General features: G+C 71.5%; 13 protein-coding genes and 1 pseudogene. 8 read left to right on the top strand and 6 right to left on the bottom strand.

Translation table 11 applies throughout. The features are described 5' to 3' along the window. The first annotated feature begins 140 nt into the window (after window positions 1-140). Window positions 141-2,015 carry an AMP-dependent synthetase/ligase gene (locus CRP56_RS14345; RefSeq protein ID WP_097263967.1) on the top strand — a complete coding sequence of 625 codons (1,875 nt, stop codon included), beginning with the start codon at window positions 141-143 and terminating at the stop codon, window positions 2,013-2,015. 83 nt (window positions 2,016-2,098) lie between these two features. Here the strand turns inward: CRP56_RS14345 and CRP56_RS14340 are convergent. Both CRP56_RS14340 and CRP56_RS14335 read right to left on the bottom strand, forming a co-directional pair. Continuing rightward, window positions 2,099-2,670 (bottom strand): annotated as a pseudogene (locus tag CRP56_RS14340) (response regulator). A 12-nt stretch (window positions 2,671-2,682) separates the two neighbouring features. Next, entirely contained in the window at window positions 2,683-6,822 is a 4,140-nt protein-coding gene (locus CRP56_RS14335; RefSeq protein ID WP_179851017.1) for a HAMP domain-containing protein, read from the bottom strand. Between the two features lie 102 nt (window positions 6,823-6,924). On the opposite strand from CRP56_RS14335, the gene CRP56_RS14330 reads away from it, so the two are divergent. The 3 genes from CRP56_RS14330 to CRP56_RS14320 all read left to right on the top strand — a co-directional run bounded on the left by CRP56_RS14330 (window position 6,925) and on the right by CRP56_RS14320 (window position 12,874). After that, window positions 6,925-8,880 carry a SpoIIE family protein phosphatase gene (locus CRP56_RS14330; protein WP_179851016.1) on the top strand — a complete coding sequence of 652 codons (1,956 nt, stop codon included), beginning with the start codon at window positions 6,925-6,927 and terminating at the stop codon, window positions 8,878-8,880. 109 nt (window positions 8,881-8,989) lie between these two features. Next, window positions 8,990-11,947 carry an SdrD B-like domain-containing protein gene (locus CRP56_RS14325; protein ID WP_097263965.1) on the top strand — a complete coding sequence of 986 codons (2,958 nt, stop codon included), beginning with the start codon at window positions 8,990-8,992 and terminating at the stop codon, window positions 11,945-11,947. 81 nt (window positions 11,948-12,028) lie between these two features. After that, the gene (locus tag CRP56_RS14320) at window positions 12,029-12,874 is read left to right on the top strand and encodes a hypothetical protein (protein ID WP_097263963.1); all 846 of its coding nucleotides are present in this window, start codon (window positions 12,029-12,031) and stop codon (window positions 12,872-12,874) included. Here the strand turns inward: CRP56_RS14320 and CRP56_RS14315 are convergent. Beyond that, complete coding sequence (locus tag CRP56_RS14315) at window positions 12,871-14,229, bottom strand: right-handed parallel beta-helix repeat-containing protein (protein ID WP_257040783.1); 1,359 nt, start codon at window positions 14,227-14,229, stop codon at window positions 12,871-12,873. The genes CRP56_RS14320 and CRP56_RS14315 overlap by 4 nt on opposite strands. 23 nt (window positions 14,230-14,252) lie before the next feature. On the opposite strand from CRP56_RS14315, the gene CRP56_RS14310 reads away from it, so the two are divergent. Beyond that, window positions 14,253-15,293, top strand: coding sequence for a Dyp-type peroxidase (locus tag CRP56_RS14310; protein WP_257040782.1), 1,041 nt, complete (start codon window positions 14,253-14,255; stop codon window positions 15,291-15,293). Here the strand turns inward: CRP56_RS14310 and CRP56_RS14305 are convergent. Continuing rightward, window positions 15,232-15,978, bottom strand: coding sequence for a L,D-transpeptidase family protein (locus CRP56_RS14305; RefSeq protein ID WP_097263962.1), 747 nt, complete (start codon window positions 15,976-15,978; stop codon window positions 15,232-15,234). The genes CRP56_RS14310 and CRP56_RS14305 overlap by 62 nt on opposite strands. Window positions 15,979-16,092: 114 nt before the next feature. Here CRP56_RS14305 and hemW point away from each other — a divergent pair, with 114 nt between their 5' ends. Next, window positions 16,093-17,325 (top strand): radical SAM family heme chaperone HemW, encoded by a 1,233-nt coding sequence (gene hemW / locus CRP56_RS14300; protein WP_097263961.1) that lies wholly within the window; start codon window positions 16,093-16,095, stop codon window positions 17,323-17,325. Between the two features lie 82 nt (window positions 17,326-17,407). Here the strand turns inward: hemW and CRP56_RS14295 are convergent, their stop codons facing one another. Beyond that, window positions 17,408-18,214, bottom strand: a complete 807-nt coding sequence (locus CRP56_RS14295; protein ID WP_097263959.1) for a DUF3097 domain-containing protein — start codon at window positions 18,212-18,214, stop codon at window positions 17,408-17,410. A gap of 31 nt (window positions 18,215-18,245) precedes the next feature. Next, window positions 18,246-18,977, bottom strand: coding sequence for an MBL fold metallo-hydrolase (locus tag CRP56_RS14290; RefSeq protein ID WP_097263958.1), 732 nt, complete (start codon window positions 18,975-18,977; stop codon window positions 18,246-18,248). Between the two features lie 153 nt (window positions 18,978-19,130). Between CRP56_RS14290 and hrcA the strand changes: the two genes are divergently transcribed. After that, entirely contained in the window at window positions 19,131-20,147 is a 1,017-nt protein-coding gene (hrcA, locus tag CRP56_RS14285) for a heat-inducible transcriptional repressor HrcA (protein WP_097263956.1), read from the top strand. Beyond that, the gene (gene dnaJ, locus CRP56_RS14280) at window positions 20,148-21,284 is read left to right on the top strand and encodes a molecular chaperone DnaJ (protein ID WP_097263955.1); all 1,137 of its coding nucleotides are present in this window, start codon (window positions 20,148-20,150) and stop codon (window positions 21,282-21,284) included. The last annotated feature ends 37 nt before the right edge of the window (window positions 21,285-21,321 follow it).

Here is a 21,321-nt window from a genome sequence, read left to right as displayed (position 1 = left end):
GCTCTACTCTGATCTCCACTCGATAGTTACTCGTGAGTTAAACAACACCCACTCGGGCACACCCCGTGAGTGCCCGGCCCCTCGAGTACACCAGCCGCACTGAGCCAGCCGCCGCACTGTCGCGGGCCCCGGAGGATGTCGTGAGCGACACACAGACCCTGATCGAGAACCGACCGCCGAGCGTGGCGACCCTCTTCCTGGAGCGCGTTGCGGCCACGCCCGACGCGGAGGCGTACCGCTACCCGGTGCCACCGGCCGCCGGTGAGGGCCCCGACGACTGGAAGTCGCTGAGCTGGGGGGAGGCCGCCGAGCGGGTCTTCGCCATCGCCGCCGGCCTGATCGAGCTCGGGGTGCAGCCCGAGCAGCGGGTCGCGCTGTCCTCCTCGACCCGCGTCGAGTGGATCCTCGCCGACCTCGGCATCCTGTGCGCCGGGGCCGCCACGACCACGGTGTATCCGCAGACCAACGCCGACGAGTCGGCGTTCATCGTCTCCGACTCCGAGAGCCGCGTGCTGTTCGCCGAGAACGCCGAGCAGCTGGCCAAGGCGCGGGACAAGCGCGCCGAGCTGCCCGAGCTGACGCATGTCGTGGTCATCGACGCCGAGGGCGTGGAGACCGGCGACTGGGTGCTCACCCTCGCCGAGCTGGAGGCCCGTGGCGCGGCCCGCCTGGAGAAGGACCCCGACCTGATCAAGGAGAAGGTCGGCGCGATCACCAAGGACCAGCTGGCCACCCTCATCTACACCTCGGGCACCACCGGCCGTCCCAAGGGCGTACGGCTCCCGCACGACAACTGGGCCTACATGGCCAAGGCGATCGCCGCGACCGGGCTGATCAGCGCCGAGGACGTGCAGTACCTGTGGCTGCCGCTCGCGCACGTCTTCGGCAAGGTCCTCACCTCCGGCCAGATCGAGGTCGGGCACGTCACCGCCGTCGACGGCCGCGTCGACAAGATCATCGAGAATCTGCCGGTCGTGCAGCCGACGTACATGGCGGCCGTCCCGCGCATCTTCGAGAAGGTCTACAACGGGGTCGCCGCGAAGGCCCGGGCGGGCGGCGGCGCCAAGTACAAGATCTTCCAGTGGGCGTCCGAGGTGGCCCGCGAGTACGCCAAGGCCAGCCAGGACAACTTCCGCCGCACCGGCACGGCGAGCGCCCCCTTCGGCCTCTCCGCCAAGCACAAGGTCGCCGACGCGCTGGTCTTCGCCAAGATCCGCGAGGCGTTCGGCGGCCGGCTGCGGGCGTGTGTCTCCGGGTCGGCCGCCCTCGCGCCGGAGATCGGCTACTTCTTCGCCGGCGCCGGCATCCACATCCTGGAGGGCTACGGCCTGACGGAGTCCTCGGCCGCTTCGTTCGTGAACCCGGGTGAGGCGTACCGCACCGGCACGGTCGGCAAGCCGCTGCCCGGCACGGAGGTGCGTATCGCGGACGACGGGGAGATCCTGCTGCGCGGGCCCGGCATCATGGAGGGCTACCACGGGCTGCCCGAGAAGACCGCCGAGGTGCTGGAGAGCGACGGCTGGTTCCACACCGGGGACATCGGTGAGCTCTCGCCGGACGGCTATCTGCGGATCACCGACCGCAAGAAGGACCTCATCAAGACGTCGGGCGGCAAGTACATCGCGCCGGCCGAGGTCGAGGGGCAGTTCAAGGCGGTGTGCCCGTACGTCTCCAACATCCTCGTGCACGGGGCCGACCGGAACTTCTGCACAGCGCTCATCGCGCTCGACGAGGTCGCGATTCTCGGGTGGGCCGAGGAGAACGGGCTCGGCGGGAAGCCGTACGCGGACGTGGTGGCGGCGCCGGAGACGGTGGCCCTGGTCGAGGGGTATGTGAAGCAGCTCAACGAGGGGCTTCAGCGGTGGCAGACCATCAAGAAGTTCCGGTTGCTGCCTCGGGATCTCGATGTGGAGCACGGGGAGATCACGCCGAGTCTGAAGTTGAAGCGGCCGGTTGTGGAGCGGGAGTACAAGCATCTGATTGATGAGATGTACGCCGGGGCTCGCGAGGCGTAGGGGGTGGTGGGGCCGGCTGTTGGGCGGCTGCGGGTGGGTGGGGGCTGGTCGCGCAGTTCCCCGCGCCCCCAAGAAAAAAAGCCTTAGCCCCGACCCCTGCCCAACAGTTGCCGTAGCTCCTGGATCCGGGTGCGTAGCGCCGCCCGGTCCGGGGGGCCCTCCGTGTCCAACTGGGCCTCCAGCTCCGCCAGTCTGGCCGCCACCTCCCCGCACTCCGCCTGATCCTGCGCCAGCAGCCTCTCCAACTGCTGGTTCTTTCTGTGCAGGTCCAGGAACACGCTGACCTTCGCCCTGAGGACCCAGGGGTCGAACGGCTTGGTCAAGTAGTCGGCCGCGCCGGTCGCGTAGCCGCGGAAGGCGTAGCCGGAGTCGTCCTCCGCGCCGGTCAGGAAGATGATCGGGACGTCCTTGGTCTGGCGAGCCGTTTGATGTTCGCGGCCGTCTCGAAGCCGTCCATGCCCGGCATGCGGACGTCGAGCAGGACGAGGGCGAACTGCCGGCGCAGCAGCGCCTTCATCGCCTCCTCGCCCGAACGTGCCCGGACGAGCGGCTCGTTGAGGGACCCCAGGACGGCCTCCAGCGCGATCAGGTTGTCCTCCATGTCGTCGACGAGGAGGATGCCGGCGCGCTCGTCGGTGGTTGCCTCAGCGCTCATGGTGGCTGTGCCTCATTCGGTCTCGGGCGGCGGGGCTGTCGCCTTCTCGACGTCCGCCTGCTCCTCGTCGCCCGCGCCCTCCGGGGCCAGGAGTGCGCACACGACGGTCAGCAACTGGTCGACGTCCACCGGTTTGGGTACGTAGTCGTTGGCGCCCCGCGCGATCGACTTCTCCCGGTCACCGGGCATCGCCTTCGCGGTCAGCGCGACGATGGGCAGCCCGGTCCAGCGGGGGGTGCGGCGGATGGCGGCGATGGTCTCGTAGCCGTCCATCTCCGGCATCATGATGTCCATCAGGACGAGTTCGACGTCCGGGTTGCGCTCCAGCGTCTCGATGCCCTCGCGGCCGTTCTCGGCGTAGAGGACGGGCATGCCGACCCGGCCCAGGACATGGGTCAGCGCGAAGACGTTGCGGATGTCGTCGTCGACGATCAACACCCGGCGCCCGGGAAGTACTTGGCCCGCCCGGCCGGCCTTCCACGCCTCCAGCTTGGTCGGCGCGGGCCAGGCGTCGTCGACGTCGTGGGTGGCCGTGAAGGGCTCCGCGGACAGCTGTTCCGGCACCGCGGGCACCGAGCGGTCCTCGGGGACCGGGCCGGTCGCCGGGTGGCCGGGGCTGACGACGGGAACGTAGAGGGTGAAGGTGGAGCCCTTGCCGGGTTCGCTCTCGGCGACGATACGGCCGCCCAGCAGGCCGGCGATCTCCCGGCTGATGGACAGCCCGAGGCCGGTGCCGCCGTACTTGCGGTTGGTGGTGCCGTCGGCCTGCTGGAACGCCTCGAAGATCACCGGGAGTTTCTCGGCCGCGATCCCGATGCCCGTGTCGGAGACGGCGAAGGCGACCACGTCGTCGCTCTCGCGGATGAACCGGTGGTCGGGGTCCTTGATGCGGTTCACCCGGAGCTCGACCCGGCCGCTCGCGGTGAACTTGATCGCGTTGGACAGCAGGTTGCGCAGGATCTGCTGGAGGCGCTGTTCGTCGGAGTACATCTCGCGCGGTACCGCCTCGCCGACGGCCACCTCGAAGGCGAGCCCCCGGTCGAGGGTGAGCGGACGGAAGGTGGCGTGGACGTAGTCGAGGAGTTTGATCAGCGGGAGCTTCTTCGGGCGGACGTCCATCCGGCCCGCCTCGATCTTGGAGAGGTCGAGGATGTCGTTGATGAGTTGCAGGAGGTCGGAGCCCGACCGGTGGATCGTCGTCGCGAACTGCACTTCCTGGTCGGAGAGATGGCCGTCCGGGTTGTCCGAGAGCAGCCTCGCCAGGATGAGCAGGGAGTTGAGCGGGGTGCGCAGTTCGTGGGACATGTTCGCCAGGAACTCCGACTTGTACTGGGAGGACGTGGCCAACAGGGCGGCCTTCTCCTCCAGTTCGGCGTTCGAGCGCTGCAACTCAGCCTGTTGCTTCTGGAGTTCGTCGGAGCGTTCCTGGAGCTGCATCGCGAGGCGCTGGGACTCGCCGAGCAGCGACTCCGTGCGGGAGTTGGCGATGATCGTGTTGATCGCCACGCCGATGGTGTTCACGAACTGGTCGAAGAACGCCAGGTGGACGTCGGAGAAGCGGGAGAACGAGGCGAGTTCGATGACACCCAGGAGCTTGTCCTCGAAGAGGATCGGGATGATCACGACGCTCGTGGGGGCCGCCTCGCCCAGACCGCTGTTGATCTTGATGTAGTCCGGCGGGGCCTCCTCGACGAGGATGCGTTTCTTCTCGCGGGCCGCCTGCCGGACCAGCCCGTGCACCGGGAGGCCGCCGGTCTCGACCGTCGCGCCCTGGGCCGAGCCGTAGCCCGCGATGAACGCCAGCCCCTTGGTCGGAACCGTGGTGCGGATGGAGGCGCCGTCCTCGTCCGGGTCGGCCAGGAAGAACGCCCCGTACTGGGCGTTCACCAGCGGCGTCAGCTCGCGCAGGATCAGGTCCGCGACCTCCATCAGGTCGCGGTGGCCCTGCATCAGCGCGGCGAGGCGGGCCAGGTTCGACTCCAGCCAGTCCTTCGCGCGGGTCGTCTCGCGGAGGTTGGCCACCATCAGGTTGATGTTGTCCTTCAGCTCGGCGACCTCGCCCTGGGTCTCCACGGTGATCGAGCGGGACATGTCGCCCTGCGCCACCGCGGAGGCGACCTCGGCGATCGCGCGGACCTGGGTGGTCAGGTTGGAGGCGAGTTCGTTCACGTTGGTCGTCAGGCGCTTCCATGTGCCGTACACGCCCTCCACCCGGGCCTGGCCGCCGAGTTGGCCCTCGGAGCCGACCTCGCGGGCCACGCGGGTCACTTCGGAGGAGAAGGAGGAGAGCGTGTCGACCATGGTGTTGATGGCCGTCTTCAGCTCCAGGATCTCGCCGCGCGCGTCCACGTCGATCTTCTTGGAGAGGTCACCGTTGGCGACGGCGGTGGTCACCTGGGCGATGTTCCGCACCTGCGAAGTCAGGTTGTCGGCCATGTAGTTGACGTTGTCGGTCAGGTCCCGCCAGACACCGCTCACGCCCAGCACCTGGGCGCGCCCGCCCAGCCGGCCGTCGGTGCCGACCTCGCGGGCCACGCGGGTGACCTCGTCGGCGAAGGCCCGCAGTTGCTCCACCATCGTGTTGACGGTGTCCTTGAGTTCGAGGATCTCGCCGCGCGCGTCGACCGTGATCTTCTTGGAGAGGTCGCCGTTGGCGACGGCGGTGGTCACCTGGGCGATGTTGCGGACCTGCGAAGTCAGGTTCAGGGCCATGAAGTTGACGTTGTCCGTCAGGTCCTTCCACACGCCCGACACGCCCCGCACCTGGGCCTGGCCGCCCAGGTTTCCTTCCGTGCCCACCTCGCGGGCGACGCGCGTGACCTCGTCGGCGAAGGCGGAGAGCTGGTCCACCATCGTGTTGATCGTGGACTTCAGCTCCAGGATCTCGCCCTTGGCCTCGACCGTGATCTTCTTGCCGAGGTCGCCCTGGGCCACCGCGGTGGAGACCAGGGCGATGTTGCGGACCTGCGAGGTCAGGTTGTCCGCCATGAAGTTGACGTTGTCGGTGAGGTCCTTCCAGACGCCGCTCACGCCGCGCACCTGGGCGCGTCCGCCGAGGTTGCCCTCGGTGCCGACCTCGCGGGCGACGCGGGTGACCTCGTCGGCGAAGGCGGAGAGCTGGTCCACCATCGTGTTGATGGTCGACTTCAGCTCCAGGATCTCGCCCTGCGCGTCGACCGTGATCTTCTGCGAGAGGTCGCCGTTGGCGACGGCGGTGGTCACCTGGGCGATGTTGCGGACCTGTGAAGTCAGGTTCGACGCCATGAAGTTGACGTTGTCGGTGAGGTCCTTCCAGACACCGCTCACGCCGCGCACCTGGGCGCGTCCGCCCAGCTGGCCCTCGGTGCCGACCTCGCGGGCCACCCTCGTCACCTCGTCGGCGAACGCGGAGAGCTGGTCGACCATCGTGTTCACGGTCAGCTTCAGTTCCAGCAGCTCACCGGTGGCCTCGACGGTGACCGTGCGGGTCAGGTCGCCGCGGGCCACGGCCGTGGTCACGAGGGCGATGTCACGGACCTGCGCGGTCAGCCGGGACGCCATGGTGTTGACCGCCTCGGTCACATCCCGCCAACTGCCCGACAGACCCGTCACCTTGGCGCGTCCGCCGAGCCGCCCCTCGGTGCCGACCTCGCGGGCGACCCGCGTCACCTCGCCGGTGAACAGGGACAGCTGGTCGACCATCTTGTTCACGGCCCGGCCGAGCCGCCGCAGATCACCCCGCAACTGCCGGTTGCCGTCGTGCAGATCGACGCGCTGGGTCAGATCACCGCCCGCCACCGCGTCCAGCACCCGGGTCGCGTTGGCGGCCGGCGCGACCAGGGCGTCCAGCAGCTGGTTCACATCGCTGACCCGGGAGGCCCAGGCGCCGGCCCCGGGGCTCGGTGAGAGCCGCTCGTCGAGCCGGCCGTGCCGCACCAGCTCCCGCTTGACCCGCTGGACCTCCGTCGTGAAATGGACGTTCCGGTCCACCAGCTGGTTGAAGATCGCGGACAGCTCGGCCACGACCGGGCCGTGCCCCGTCTCCGGCACCTTGGAGAAGTGTCCGTCCCGCGCGGCCGTCATCGCGGCGAGCAGCGGACGCAGATCCGATGCTCGAATCTGGTCCTGAATGTGTCCGTCTTCGAGCACACGCGTAGCACTGTTCTCACTCATGGCGGCCCACTTCGGTAACTCGGCGCTTATGGGCGCAGCCAGTCTGTCACTCTGTCCGCATCGACTGAGGTGTATTCGTCCGAACTGCTCGGGGAGCTGGACATGGGGGCCATTCCGACGCAACGGGAGAAGGATTCCCGTGCTTCTGATGCGCCCGGGTCCGACCGCGTGCCCCCGTGCGCCCGGGCGCACGCCGTCCTTCCCGGCAGCTCCCGGGCGCCGGGCGCCGCCCGCGCACTGCTGCGCGCCGCGCTCGCGGAATGGGCCGAACTCGCCCTGCCCGGCGCGGAACTGCTCACCGAACGCGTCACCGACGACCTGACCATCGTCACCAGCGAACTCGTCACCAACGCGGTCGTCCACGCGGGCACCGACGTCGAACTGGACTGCCGTCTGGAGGAGACGGGCGCGGTGGTCGTGGAGGTCACCGACCACCACCCGTCGCGCGCCCCGCGCGCCGGCGCGCCCGAAGCGCCGTACGAGAGAGCCGAGTTCGCCGGCGGAGCGCAGGAGTACGGGCGCGGTCTGCGGCTCGTCGCCACCCTCGCCGAGTCCTGGGGCATCACCTACCGCACCGGCTCCAAGACGGTGTGGGCCAAGCTCACCGCGACCGCCGGCGACCTGGACACGTACCCCGGGGAGAGCGGCCTGCGCGTCGCCGAGATCCTCGCCCCCGAACCCGCGCGCGCCGAGCGCGACCGGGACTGGCTCAACCGCGGTGCCCTGTCCTTTCTCGCCGAGGCCTCCGACCTGCTCGCCGGGCAGCTCGACGAGGACCTGGTGGCCGCGCTCGCCGGACAGCTGATCGTGCCGCGGCTCGCCGACTGGTGCGCGGTGTGGCTGGAGGACGACCTCATGGGCCGCTGGGGTTCCCCGCGCGCGACCGAGGCCGACGGCGGGGGCGGCGTCGCGGGCTGGGGCGCCGACGGGATCACCGGACCGGGACCGCGGCTGGCCCGCGTCTGGCACGGCAGCGAGAACCTCATCGAGGACCTGCGCCAGGCCCTGGACAAGGAGGTGCCGCGGCTGCCGGACCCGCCGCGCTCGGGCCCCGTCCCCTTCCCCTGGCCCGGCGAGGCCCTCGGCCCGCACGGCCTGCACGGCGCGGCCCTCGCGTACCCCCTGATAGCCGGCGGCCGTCCGCTCGGCACGCTGGTCATCGGGCGGGCCGGCCTGCTGCGCTTCCCCGACGAGGTCACCGGGCTCGTCGAGGACCTCGGCCGCCGGGTCGCCCTCGCCATCAGCGCCGCCCGCCAGTACGCCCGCCAGGCCACCATCAGCGCCGTCCTCCAGCGCGGGCTGCTGCCCGGCGCGGTCGCCGAGATCCCCGGTGTGAGCAGCGCCCTCGTCCACGAACCCTGCGACAAGGCGGGCCCCAGCGGCGACTTCTACGACCTGTTCCCCTGCGGCGACGGCCGCTGGTGCTTCGCCATCGGCGACGTCCAGGGCAAGGGGCCCGAGGCCGCCGTGGTGATCGGCCTGGCCCGGCCCTGGCTGCGGCTGCTGGCCCGCGAGGGGTACGCCGTCGCCGAGGTCCTCGACCGCCTCAACCAGCTCCTCCTCGACGACGCCACCGAGGCCGCGGACGCCGCCGCCCGCGCCTTCGTCGGACCGGTGGGCCCCGCCGGTCCCGCCGACGGCCCGCAGACCCGCTTCCTGTCCCTCCTGTTCGGCCAGCTCCGCCCCTTCGACGGCGGCGTCCAGGTCACCCTCGCCTCCGCCGGCCACCCCCTGCCGCTGCTCCTCGGACCGGACGGCGGGGTCCGCGCGGTCGCGCAGCCGCAGACCCTCCTCGGGGTGGTCGAGGACGCCGTCTACACCAGCGAGATCATCGAGCTGCGCCACGGCGACACCCTCCTGTGTGTCACCGACGGGGTCACCGAGCGGCGCAGCGGCTCCCGCCAGTTCGACGACGGCGACGGCCTCGCGGCGGCCCTCGCCGGCTGCGCGGGCCTGACCGCCCCGCTCATCGCCGAGCGCATCAAACGCCTGGTCCACGAGTTCGGCGTACGACCGCCCGACGACGATCTGGCGCTGCTGGTGCTGCAAGCGGAGTAGACCTGACGGTCCGTCATCACCCCCGCAATCCTCCCAATGGCCCGATTGGTAGATCTTCACACTTTCCATACATGAGCGGTGGGGGCCGTTTTCATGAGACGAGGGAAGCGTGCTGCACAGAAACTGGAAAGCGACCGGGCTGGGCGGAATCAGTCTGGCGCTGCTGGCGGCGGGAACGCTCGCCGGTTCGGCCGGAACCTCGGTGGCCCTGGCCGCCGGAGCGGGCGACGGCACGGTCACCGTGCGTGTGGTCACGGAGGTCGACGCCGACGGGGCGTACGACAGCGTCCTGGAACCCGGCCTGTCCGGCGTCAAGGTCACCCTGACGGACGACGCCGGCGCGACCCTGACCGCGACGACCGGCGCCGACGGCACCGCCGTGTTCACCCCGTCGTCCTCCGCCCTGACCGGCGGAAAGTACCGCGTCCAGGTCGCCAACCCCGACCCGGACACCCTCTCCCCGGCCGTCGCCGGGCTCGGCACCGGCGCCGACGTCATCCGCTCCAATGTCGGCTTCGTCGACGTCGGCGGCGGCACGGACGTCACCTACACCACCGGCTTCTGGGAACCGGACCTGTACTGCCAGGAGAACCCGGCCCTGGTCACCTGCGGCCTGGCCAAGGGCGACGCGACCGGACAGCAGGGCCTGGTCTCCTTCCCGTCGGACTTCGCCGGCTACCAGGACGGCCCGCTCACCCAGCTGACCGACAACACCCAGCAGAAAGCGGTGTTCGGCATCGGCACCGACCGCACGGGCAACGTCTACGCGGGCACCTCGGTCAAGCGCCACACCGAGTACGGCCCGGCGGGCGCGGTCAACGCGGTCTACCGCTACAACGCCACCAGCAAGGCGCTGACCACCTTCGTCACCCTGCCCGGCACCCTGACCGCGCACGACAGCGGCACCAACTACCTCCACGACGACGCCGTCTACGCCCAGGTCGGCCGCGAGGGCCTCGGCGACGTCGACGTCTCCGGCGACGGCAAGACGCTCTACGCCGTCGACCTCAACGACGCCAAGCTCTACGCCGTGCCCATCCAGGGCACCGGCGACGCCGTCACCGCCGGCACCCCCGCGCCGTACGCCATCCCCAAGCCCGCCTCCTGCGCCGGCGACTGGCACCCGTACGGCATCGGGGTGCGCGGCGCCCGGGTCGTGGTCGGCGGGGTGTGCGGCGCCGAGACGACCGTGTCCAGTGACGCGGCCTGGGGCGACCCGTCCCAGCTCAGCGCGCACGTCTACGAGTTCAAGGGCGGACAGTTCAGCGAGCTGTTCACCCACAGACTCGACTACGCGCGTGGCTGCGCCTACCGCTTCACCGGCACCCCGTCCGTGTTCTACCGCTGCGACGACAACACCACCGTCGGCCAGTGGATGAGCGCCGACTGGGAGGCCTGGAACCAGCGGGTCCCGCTCAAGGAGGAGCACGGCTTCGTCTCCGCCCCGCAGCCGATGCTGGCCAACATCGAGATCGCCGACAACGGCGACCTGATCCTCGGCTACCGCGACCGCTTCGCCGACATGCAGGGCAACCGCACCTACTCCTACGGCTCCACGGACACCCAGGTCTCGGCCGTCGCCGCCGGTGACACCCTGCGGGCCTGTCTGTCCGGCACGACGTACACGCTGGAGAACAACGGCGGCTGCGGCGGGCTGACCGGCGCCCTGCCGGGCGACAAGCGCGGTCCCGGCGGCGGTGAGTTCTACAAGGACTTCACCACCCTCGCCGACGCCCAGCACGACCAGATCGACGAGGGCGGCCTGGTCCTCCAGCCGTACCGGAACAAGCTGTGGACCACCGCCTACGACCCGTACACCAACCAGGCCTACGAGCAGGGCGTACGGCGCTGGACCGACGACTCCGGGGCCATCGAGGCCAACCTGAGGCTCAAGTCCACCTGGAGCGACGGCGCCAACCTCTTCGGCAAGGGCAACGGCCTCGCCGACCTGGAGATGATCTGCGACCAGGCGCCCGTCCAGATCGGCAACCGGGTCTGGTACGACTCCGACGGCGACGGCGTCCAGGACCCCTCCGAGCCGCCCGTCGCCGGGGTCAAGGTCACCCTCAAGGACAAGGACGGCAACACGCTGACCACGACGACCGACGCCAACGGCGAGTACTACGTCGGCACCGCGGACGGTCTGAAGCCGAACACCGAGTACCAGGTCACCTTCGACCACAGCGGCATCGACACCGCCACGCTGCCCGGCAAGCCGGCGCTGGACGAGATCAAGTGGACGGTGAAGGAAGCCGGTTCCGACCGGGCGATCGACTCGAACGTCGACCCCGCCGGCAAGACCACCGTCAAGGTCGGCGACCCCGGCTACGTCAACCACGACGTGGACGCCGGCCTGGTCGGGCCGATCAACAAGCTCGGCGACCACGTCTGGTACGACACCAACGGTGACGGCATCCAGGACAAGGACGAGAAGGGCGCCAAGGGCATCACGGTCAAGCTCGTCGACCCGAAGACCGGCAAGGTCATCAGGACGACCACGACCGACGAGAACGGCAAGTACCTGTTCACGAACCTGCCCGACGGCGACTACCGGGTCTGCTTCGTCAAGCCGCACGACTACAACTGGACCAAGCAGAACGCGGGCCGGGACGGCGACGACTCCGTCGTGGACCCCGCCACCGGCTGCTCCCCGGTCGTCACCCTCGGCCCCGGCAAGCGCGAGAACCTCACCCTCGACGCCGGTCTCGTCAAGGAACTGGGCCTGACCGTCGCCAAGACCGACGCCAAGACCCACAAGCCGCTCGCCGGCGCGGTCTTCCAGCTCTGGCGGGACAGCAACGGCACCCGCGGGCTGCAGCGCACGGGCCCGAAGAAGGACACGTTCGTCGACGACTGCGTCACCAGTGGCAAGGGGCGCTGCTACTTCGACGACCTGCCGGTGGGCACGTACTACCTGGTGGAGACGGACGTCCCCGAGGGCTACCTCCTGCCGAGGAAGGCGGTCAACGGACCGTACGCGGTCACGCCGAAGACCGCGTCGTCGAAGGACGGTCTGGTCGTGAGGATCGCCAACAAGCGAGGGGAGCCGTGCAAGGGCAAGTGCTGACACGCCCGCGTGGGTGAACGTCGGGTGGGCCGTGCGCCGGTGTCGACCGGGGCACGGCCCACCCGGCTGTAGAGACGTGCCATGCGTATCAAGGTGAAGACGCTCCTGGTGACGGGAGCGGTCCTCGCGGCGGCCGGAATCACCGCCACGACCGCCGTGTTCGTCTCCGACCCCGACGAGGGCCCGCGCCCCGTCACCGCTGCCGAGGCCCAGCGGATGGCCGTGACCCGCTTCCGCATGTACCGGGCCAGTCCGTCGGCGGTCACCGTGCGGGTGACGACATCGGCGGGTACGACGGTGATCCGCGCGGTCGTCGACCACCGGCGGCACCGAGCGGTCGGCGCCTACGAGGCCGGGGGCGAGGCGACGCGTGGGCTGCTGGCCTGGGACATGTCGGGGGTGGCGGTCGCCCGGGGCGGGGCGGCGGAAGCCGTGCGGCCGGGGGAGTCGGGCGGGGCCGGGGAATCGGGCAGGCCGGGGGAGTCGGGCGGGCCGGCGCCCGGCGCGGAGGCCTCGGTGCCCGCCGTGCTGCGGTCGGTGCGCGCGGTCGGGGCGGGCGAGTGGACGCGGCGCGGCTTCGTCGGCGGGCCGCTCGACACGGGGCTGCGACTGGTCCTCGGCCTGGCCGCCGACCGGCCCGACAACGCCCAGCTGCTCGCCCAGTCCGGCCCGTCATGGCTGCGCGGCGACCGGATCGACGGGCGTGCCCTGGACGTCTTCTCCGGCCCGCGGCCCCGCCCCCAGGGCTCGGCGCCACCCGCCGGCCGCTCCCCGCTGGCGTACTGGATCGACGCGGACGGCGACCTGCGCCGCGTGACCGCGACGCTCGGCACGGGCCGGACGGTCACCGTCGACGTGACGGCGGGCCATGCGACGCCGGGGAAGCTGCCGGACGGGCCGTGGAAGCCGCGCCGGAACAGGAACTAGTGCCGCACCGGCACCGCCTTCGCCGACTTCGGCAGCGGATAGTCCCCGGCGTTCACCCGGCCCGGCAGGCCCACGGCCGGGCGTGGGGGTGCTGTGCGGGGGCCCGGCTGGTTCGGCTGGGCGGGGGGTGCCGGGGCGTCCTGGAAGGAGATGCCGGGCGGGGGCTGGAGCGGATGGGCGCGGCCCAAGGGACGGCGGCCGGTGCCGGGTTCGGCGGGGAGCGGGGTCTCCGTGCGGGTGGCGCGGCCGCAGCGGGTCAGTGTGCTCAGGTTCGCGGGGCTGGTGACCGGCTCCCCGTTGTCCGCGAAGCAGTTGCCGGCCGGCGCGCCGGTGGCCAGCACCAGGTCCGTGCCGTTGCCGGTGACCCGGTTGCCGCGGACGGTGTTGTCCCGCGCCGGGTAGCCCTGGACGTCGCTCAGCAGGACACCGGCCGCGCGGTTGCCGGAGATCAGGTTGCGCTCGATGACATTGCCCCGGCCGCCCCCCGCCCCGACGCCGATCCCGAAGCCCCCGTCGGCCTGTTCGGGGCTGCGGTCGTCGTTGTTGTCGGTGAGCGCGTTGCCGGCGATCACCGCGTCGTGCTGGGGGCCGAGGGCCTCCAGGTCGTTGGAGTTGAGGGTCAGGCCCACCCGGTTGCGGGCGGCCCGGTTGCCCAGCAGATACAGCCCCTCGGACGCGTTCGTCACCTCCAGGCCCACCGCGTTGTGCTCCACGGTGTTGTGCCGGACCACCGTGTCGCAGGGGCGGCACTGGCCGACGTAGATCCCGGAGTCGGCCTGCCCGGAGGCGTAGGAGTGCTCGATGACGCCGGAGCGGGCGTCGAAGGCGTAGATGCCGTACAGGGCGTTGTTGTAGGCGGTCACGTAGGAGGCCCGGAAGCCCTTCAGCGGGGGGAACGCGACCGTGTCCAGCGGGTCGTAGCCCGCGCCGCCCGCCCCGCCCGACTGGAGGCGCTCGTCGGTCACGCCGGTGAACAGGACCCCGTTGGCGAGGTGGTCGCGGACCGTCAGGTTCTCCACGACCGAGCCCGCCCCGGTCACCGTGATCCCGTTGGACCGCTCGAACTCCCCGTCCACCACGACCTTGGAGCGCTCCGTCCCGCGCAGCACCACGCGCGGCTTGGCCACGACGACGCTCTCCCGGTAGACCCCGGGCGAGACGAGCACCAGCCCGCCGGGGCGCACCCGGTCCACCGCTCGCTGGAGGGAGCCGACATCCTGCGGGACCCGGACGACGGCCGGGCCGGCCGTGCCGCCCGAGCTGCCCGGTGAGCCGCCGCCGGGCGCGCAGGAGACGAGGAGGAGAAGAAGCGCGGCCGCCCACAGGACGGGGCGCGGGAAACGGATCGTTCGCACGCCGCAGATGTATCGTCCCGTTCGTGCTCAAGGCAACGAATGCCGGATTCGACACGCTTGACGGTTCCCCCGAGACCGGTCCCGCCCGCCGGACCCTCCTCGCCGTCGCCACCGGCCTCGCGATGACCGGCTGTACGGCCGCCCCCCGGTCCGGCCGCGAGGGCCCCGGCCCCGACGGCGTACGCCAGCCCGGAGTGACCACCCCGCAGCAGAGCGCCGCACTCGTCCTGTCGTACGACCTCACCGCGGACCGCCGCCGACTGCGGCCCGTACTCGACGCCTGGGCCCGAGCCCTCGCGGCGGACGGCACCCCGTCCCTGACCGCCACCGTCGGCCTCGGCCCCCGCCTCGCCCCCAACGCCCTGCGCGAGCTGCCGCCCTTCCCCGGCGACCGGCTCGACCCCGCCCGCTGCGGCGGCGACCTCCTCGTCAAGCTCTGCGCCGACGACCCCGAAGCCCTCACCCGCACCGCGGCCCGGCTCGCCCACCCGGAGCTGCGGCCGCGCTGGCGGCAGCCGGGCTTCCTGCCGCCGCACCGGAGCGGCTCGGTGCCCCGCAACCTGCTCGGCTTCAAGGACGGCTCGGCGAACCCGACGCCCGAGGAGTGCGAGCGCTGGGTGTGGCGGCCGGACGGCGGAACCTTCCTCGTCGTCCGCCGCATCCGGCTGCGCGTCGACGACTTCACCCGCCTCACTCCGCAGCGCCAGGAGGAGGTCATCGGCCGCCGCCGGGCCGACGGCGCCCCGCTGGACGGCGGGCGCGAGGACGACGACGTGGACATCTTCGCCAAGACCCCGCACGGCCGGTACATCACCCCGCTCGGCGCCCACGTCCGCGCCGCCAGCCCCCGCCTCGACGGCGGCGCCCGCATGCTGCGCCGCGGCTACTCCTACGACGCTGGCCCCGACGACCGCGGCCTGCTGTTCCTCGCCTATATGCGCGACCCGGCGCTGTTCGTCCGCGTCCAGCGGCGGATGGCGGCACAGGACGAGCTGAGCCGGTTCAGCGAGCACCGGGGGTCGGCGGTGGCGTATGTGCCGCCGGCGAAGGAGCTGTGGGCCTGAGGGTGCGTTCCGTGCCCGGCTTGACGCCCCACACGAAGACCGCGTCGTTCTCGGCGAGGGTGTCCCACAGCCGCCGCGCGTCGTCGAGCCGCAGATTGACGCAGCCGTGCGAGCCGCCGCTGTACAGGTCGCCGTTGCTGCCGTGGAAGGCCTGACCCTCGTCGAAGAACTGGGCGTACGGCATCGGCGCCTCGTACAGGTCGGAGTAGTGGTCGATCTCCCGCCAGTAGACGGTGTGCCATCCGGTGCGGGTCTCGTAGCCGTCGCGGCCGGAGCGGATCGGCACCGGCGCGAACACCACCCGGCGCCCGTCCTGCACCCACATCAGCTGCCGGTCCAGGTCCACACAGGCGACCCGGTACGCGCGCACCGGGCAGCGGCCGGCCGCGTTCGGGTTCGGGCGGGCCTCCACCACCAGCATGGTCCGGTACGTCGCGAGGCCCGCGTACCCGTCGGCGGGCCCGACGCCGTTGCGGGACTGGAAGGCGCGGATCGCCTCGCAGTCGGCCGGCGACTGCCGCCCGTCCACCGTGAGCCGCAGATGCCGCTCCAGCTCCCGCTGGTAGGGGCCGGTGCCGGTGGTGCAGGGCGCGGGGGCGGCGGTGGCGGGGGCGGCCAGGGCGAGGGGGAGGAGGCCGGCGAGGAGGGTGGAGGTGGCGGTGCGGAGCGGCCTGGATATGCGCATGACGGCCTCCTGTCTCGATGGGTCCGGACCTCCAGCAATACGGCAGCGGGACCCGACCGGCGGCCCGGACTGAGCCATCCGGAGCCTTCGCCGACGTACGGGACAATGGGACACATGCCTTCCGCACTCCCCGACGGCGAGCCCGTCCCCGACGACGGCGCACTCCCCGCGCACGCGCTCTCCGGAGCCGCCGAGCGCCCCCTCGGGTTCTATCTGCACGTCCCCTACTGCGCGACCCGCTGCGGGTACTGCGACTTCAACACCTACACCGCGACCGAGCTGCGCGGCACCGGCGGCGTCCTCGCCTCCCGCGACAACTACGCCGACACCCTGATCGACGAGATCAGGCTGGCCCGGAAGGTGCTGGGCGACGATCCGCGCGAGGTCCGCACGGTGTTCGTGGGCGGCGGTACGCCGACGCTGCTGGCCGCGGGCGATCTCGTACGGATGCTCGCCGCGATCCGCGACGAGTTCGGCCTCGCGGCGGACGCCGAGGTCACCACGGAGGCGAACCCGGAGTCGGTGGACCCGGCCTATCTGGCCACCCTGCGCGCGGGCGGCTTCAACCGGATCTCCTTCGGCATGCAGAGCGCGAAGCAGCATGTGCTGCGCGTGCTGGACCGCACCCACACGCCGGGGCGCCCGGAGGCGTGCGTGGCGGAGGCGCGTGCGGCGGGCTTCGAGCACGTCAACCTGGACCTGATCTACGGCACGCCGGGAGAGTCGGACGACGACTGGCGGGCCTCCCTGGACGCGGCGATCGGCGCCGGTCCCGACCATGTCAGCGCGTATGCGTTGATCGTGGAGGAGGGCACGCAGCTGGCTCGTCGGATTCGGCGGGGCGAGGTGCCGATGACCGACGACGACGTGCACGCGGACCGGTACCTGATCGCGGAGGACGCGTTCGCCGCCGCCGGGTTCGACTGGTACGAGGTCTCGAACTGGGCGACCTCCGAGGCCGGGCGGTGCCTCCACAACGAGCTGTACTGGCGCGGCGCGGACTGGTGGGGGGCCGGTCCCGGGGCGCACTCGCATGTGGGCGGGGTGCGCTGGTGGAACGTGAAGCATCCCGGCGCGTACGCGGCGGCGCTGGCGGCGGGGCGGTCGCCGGGGGCCGGGCGTGAGGTGTTGTCGGAGGAGGACCGGAGGGTCGAGCGGATTCTGCTGGAGCTGCGGTTGAGGGAGGGGGTGCCGTTGTCGCTGCTGCGGGAGGAGGGGCTGGCGGCTTCTCGGCGGGCGCTGTCTGAGGGGCTGCTTGAGGCCGCGGCGTACGGGGAGGGGCGCGCGGTGCTCACCCTGCGGGGGCGGTTGCTGGCTGACGCTGTGGTGCGCGACCTGGTGGACTGAGGGCGGCTGCGACCCGCCCAGGGGCGCGGGGAACTGCGCGACCAGCCCCCACCGGCCCGCAGACGTACGACCGCCCGCATACTCACGGCGCGGTGACGAAGTCGATCAGTTCCTCGACCCGACCCAGGAGCTCCGGCTCCAGGTCTCTGTAGGACCCCACCCGCTTCAGGATCGCCTGCCACACCGCCCCCGTGTTCTCCGAGGGCCAGCCCAGGGCCTTGCACACGCCCGTCTTCCAGTCCTGGCCGTGGGGGACTCTGGGCCACGCCTCGATGCCCAGGGACGACGGCTTCACCGCCTCCCAGATGTCGATGTACGGGTGGCCCACGACCAGGGCGTGTTCGCTCGTGACCGATGCCGCGATACGGGACTCCTTGCTGCCCGGCACCAAGTGGTCCACCAGGACGCCGAGGCGGGCGTCCGGCCCCGGGGCGAACTCGGCGACGATCGCGGGGAGGTCGTCCACGCCCTCCAGGTACTCCACCACCACGCCCTCGACGCGCAGGTCGTCGCCCCACACCTTCTCGACCAGTTCGGCGTCGTGCCGGCCCTCGACGTAGATGCGGCCGGCGCGGGCCACGCGTGCGCGGGCGCCGGGGACGGCCACCGAGCCGGAAGCCGTACGTGTGGGACGTACCGGAGCCGATGACGTCGGGCGGACGAGCGTCACCACCCGGCCCTCCAGCAGGAAGCCCCTCGGCTCCATCGGGAACACCCGGAGCTTGCCGAAGCGGTCCTCCAGGGTCACCGTGCCCGCCTCGCAGCGGATCACCGCGCCGCAGAAACCGGTGCCGGGCTCCTCGACCACCAGCCCGGGCTCGGCCGGGACCTCCGGGACGGGCTTCGGCTTCTTCCACGGCGGGGTCAGGTCGGCGGAGTACTGGCGCATTCGGATGACGATAGGAGAAGCCCGCGGCGGGTTACCGCGACACGCCGAAACGTGCCGCCAGGGCGTCGCGCTGTGCCCGTACGAACGCCGCGTCCACCACCGCTCCGTGACCGGGTACGTACAGCGCGTCCTCGCCGCCCAGCTCCAGGAGCCGGTCCAGGGCGGCCGGCCAGTGCGACGGCACGGCGTCCGGGCCCGCCTGCGGCTCACCGGACTCCTCGACCAGGTCGCCGCAGAACACCACCTCGGGCGAGCCCGGGACCAGGACCGCGAGGTCGTGGGCCGTGTGCCCGGGGCCGACGTTCGCCAGCAGGACCTGCCGGCCGCCGCCGAGGTCGAGGGTCCACTCGCCGGAGACCAGATGGCGGGGGTGGGGGAGGGCGTCGACCGCCTCGTCGGCCAGGTGCTCCGCCAGCCCTTCGCGTACCGCGTCCGCGCGCAGCTCGGCGCGGGCCTGCTGCTGGTCGAGGAGCGTGTCCATGCCGACCGGCCCGAACACCTCCGCGCCCGCGAACGCCGCCGCACCGAAGACATGGTCGAAGTGGGGGTGGGTGAGCGCGAGATGGGTCACACGGTGCCCGGCGAGCGCCTCCGCCTGCGACCGCAGCCGCGCCCCCTCCGCGAGGCTCGACCCGGCGTCCACCAACAGGGCCGTGTCCGCGCCGACGACCAGCCCCACCGTGCAGTCCCAGACCGGCAGCCGGCACCGGCCCACCCCGGCCGCCACCCTGAGCCACCCCAGCTCTTCCCAAGTCACCGTCATACCGCGACGCTAGCGGTACACGCGGTCACACCCGGGCCGACCTTGCCCGGGTGGTACCCCACCGCCGTACACTGGGCCGCGGGGAACGCTGGCACTCGGACGGACAGAGTGCCAGAGAGGGGCCTGGGGAACGACTTCTGGAGGTGTGCGCGGATGCTGAGTGAACGCAGGCTTCAGGTGTTGCGCGCCATCGTCCAGGACTATGTCGGCACCGAGGAGCCCGTCGGTTCCAAGGCCCTCACCGAGCGGCACAACCTCGGCGTCTCCCCGGCGACCGTGCGCAACGACATGGCCGCCCTGGAGGACGAGGGGTTCATCGCCCAGCCGCACACCAGCGCCGGGCGCATCCCCACGGACAAGGGCTACCGGCTGTTCGTCGACAAGCTCGCGGGCGTCAAGCCGATGAGCGCGCCCGAGCGGCGCGCGATCCAGAACTTCCTCGACGGCGCCGTCGACCTCGACGACGTGGTGGCCCGCACCGTGCGGCTGCTCGCGCAGCTCACCCGGCAGGTGGCGGTGGTGCAGTACCCGTCGCTGACCCGGTCCACCGTGCGGCATGTGGAGCTGCTCTCGCTCGCTCCCGCGCGCGTGATGCTCGTCCTGATCACCGACACGGGCCGGGTCGAGCAGCGCATGATCGACTGCCCGGCGCCCTTCGGGGAGGCCTCGCTGGCCGATCTGCGGGCGCGCCTCAACAGCAGGGTCGCGGGGCGCCGCTTCACCGATGTGCCGCGACTGGTCGAGGACCTGCCCGAGGGCTTCGACGTGGAGGATCGGGGTACGGTCGCCACTGTGCTCTCCACTCTGCTGGAGACACTCGTCGAGGAGAACGAGGAGCGGTTGATGATCGGCGGAACCGCCAATCTCACCCGCTTCGGACATGACTTCCCCCTCACCATCCGGCCCGTCCTGGAGGCGCTGGAGGAGCAGGTCGTCCTCCTCAAGTTGCTTGGCGAGGCAGGGGATTCGGGCATGACCGTACGCATCGGTCACGAGAACGCCTATGAGGGACTCAACTCAACTTCGGTGGTGTCGGTCGGCTACGGTTCGGGCGGCGAGGCAGTAGCCAAGCTCGGCGTGGTCGGACCGACCCGCATGGATTACCCGGGAACGATGGGAGCGGTACGCGCAGTGGCACGGTACGTCGGACAGATCCTGGCGGAGTCGTAAGTGGCCACGGACTACTACGCCGTTCTCGGCGTGCGCCGCGACGCGTCGCAGGATGAGATCAAGAAGGCGTTCCGTCGGCTCGCGCGCGAGCTGCACCCGGACGTCAACCCGGATCCGAAGACCCAGGAGCGGTTCAAGGAGATCAACGCCGCTTACGAGGTGCTGTCGGACCCGCAGAAGAAGCAGGTCTACGACCTCGGCGGCGACCCGCTGTCCCAGGCGGGCGGCGGTGGCGCGGGCGGCTTCGGCGCCGGTGGGTTCGGGAACTTCTCGGACATCATGGACGCGTTCTTCGGTACGGCGTCGCAGCGCGGTCCGCGGTCGCGTACGCGGCGGGGCCAGGACGCGATGATCCGGCTGGAGATCGAGCTCGACGAGGCGGCCTTCGGCACGACGAAGGACATCCAGGTCGACACCGCGATCGTGTGCTCCACCTGTAGTGGTGAGGGTGCGGCGCCGGGCACCTCCGCGCAGACGTGTGACATGTGCCGGGGCCGCGGTGAGGTCTCGCAGGTCACCCGGTCCTTCCTGGGCCAGGTCATGACCTCGCGGCCCTGCCCGCAGTGCCAGGGCTTCGGTACGGTCGTGCCGACGCCGTGCCCCGAGTGCGCCGGTGACGGCCGGGTCCGCTCGCGTCGCACGCTGACCGTGAAGATCCCGGCCGGTGTCGACAACGGCACGCGCATCCAGCTCGCGGGTGAGGGCGAGGTCGGGCCCGGTGGCGGTCCCGCCGGTGACCTCTACGTCGAGATCCACGAGCTGCCGCACTCGATGTTCCAGCGGCGCGGCGACGACCTGCACTGCACGGTGACGATCCCGATGACGGCGGCGGCGCTCGGCACGAAGGTGCCGCTGGAGACGCTGGACGGCCTGGAAGAGGTCGACATCCGCCCGGGCACGCAGTCCGGGCAGTCGATCCCGCTGCACGGCCGCGGTGTCACGCATCTTCGGGGCGGGGGGCGTGGTGACCTCATCGTGCACGTCGAGGTGCAGACGCCGAACAAGCTGGACCCGGAGCAGGAGCGGTTGCTGCGCGAGCTGGCGAAGCTGCGGGGCGAGGAGCGGCCTCAGGGGCAGTTCCAGCCTGGGCAGCAGGGGTTGTTCTCGCGGTTGAAGGACGCGTTCAACGGGCGCTGAGTCGGTTGAAGGACGCCTTCGACGGGCGCTGAGTCGG

Origin of the sequence: Streptomyces sp. TLI_55 (assembly GCF_900206255.1) — a bacterium.
GTDB classification, from domain to species: Bacteria; Actinomycetota; Actinomycetes; order Streptomycetales; family Streptomycetaceae; genus Streptomyces; species Streptomyces aquilus.
This window is presented reverse-complemented; position numbering and strand designations above follow the sequence as displayed.

Coding starts and splice junctions, on each gene's coding strand:
- CRP56_RS14305 (WP_097263962.1), bottom strand. CDS start 15,978: ATGCGCATATCCAGGCCGCTCCGCACCGCCACCTCCACCCTCCTCGCC.
- CRP56_RS14330 (WP_179851016.1), top strand. CDS start 6,925: ATGGGGGCCATTCCGACGCAACGGGAGAAGGATTCCCGTGCTTCTGAT.
- CRP56_RS14335 (WP_179851017.1), bottom strand. CDS start 6,822: ATGAGTGAGAACAGTGCTACGCGTGTGCTCGAAGACGGACACATTCAG.
- CRP56_RS14295 (WP_097263959.1), bottom strand. CDS start 18,214: ATGCGCCAGTACTCCGCCGACCTGACCCCGCCGTGGAAGAAGCCGAAG.
- CRP56_RS14320 (WP_097263963.1), top strand. CDS start 12,029: ATGCGTATCAAGGTGAAGACGCTCCTGGTGACGGGAGCGGTCCTCGCG.
- hemW (WP_097263961.1), top strand. CDS start 16,093: ATGCCTTCCGCACTCCCCGACGGCGAGCCCGTCCCCGACGACGGCGCA.
- hrcA (WP_097263956.1), top strand. CDS start 19,131: ATGCTGAGTGAACGCAGGCTTCAGGTGTTGCGCGCCATCGTCCAGGAC.
- CRP56_RS14290 (WP_097263958.1), bottom strand. CDS start 18,977: ATGACGGTGACTTGGGAAGAGCTGGGGTGGCTCAGGGTGGCGGCCGGG.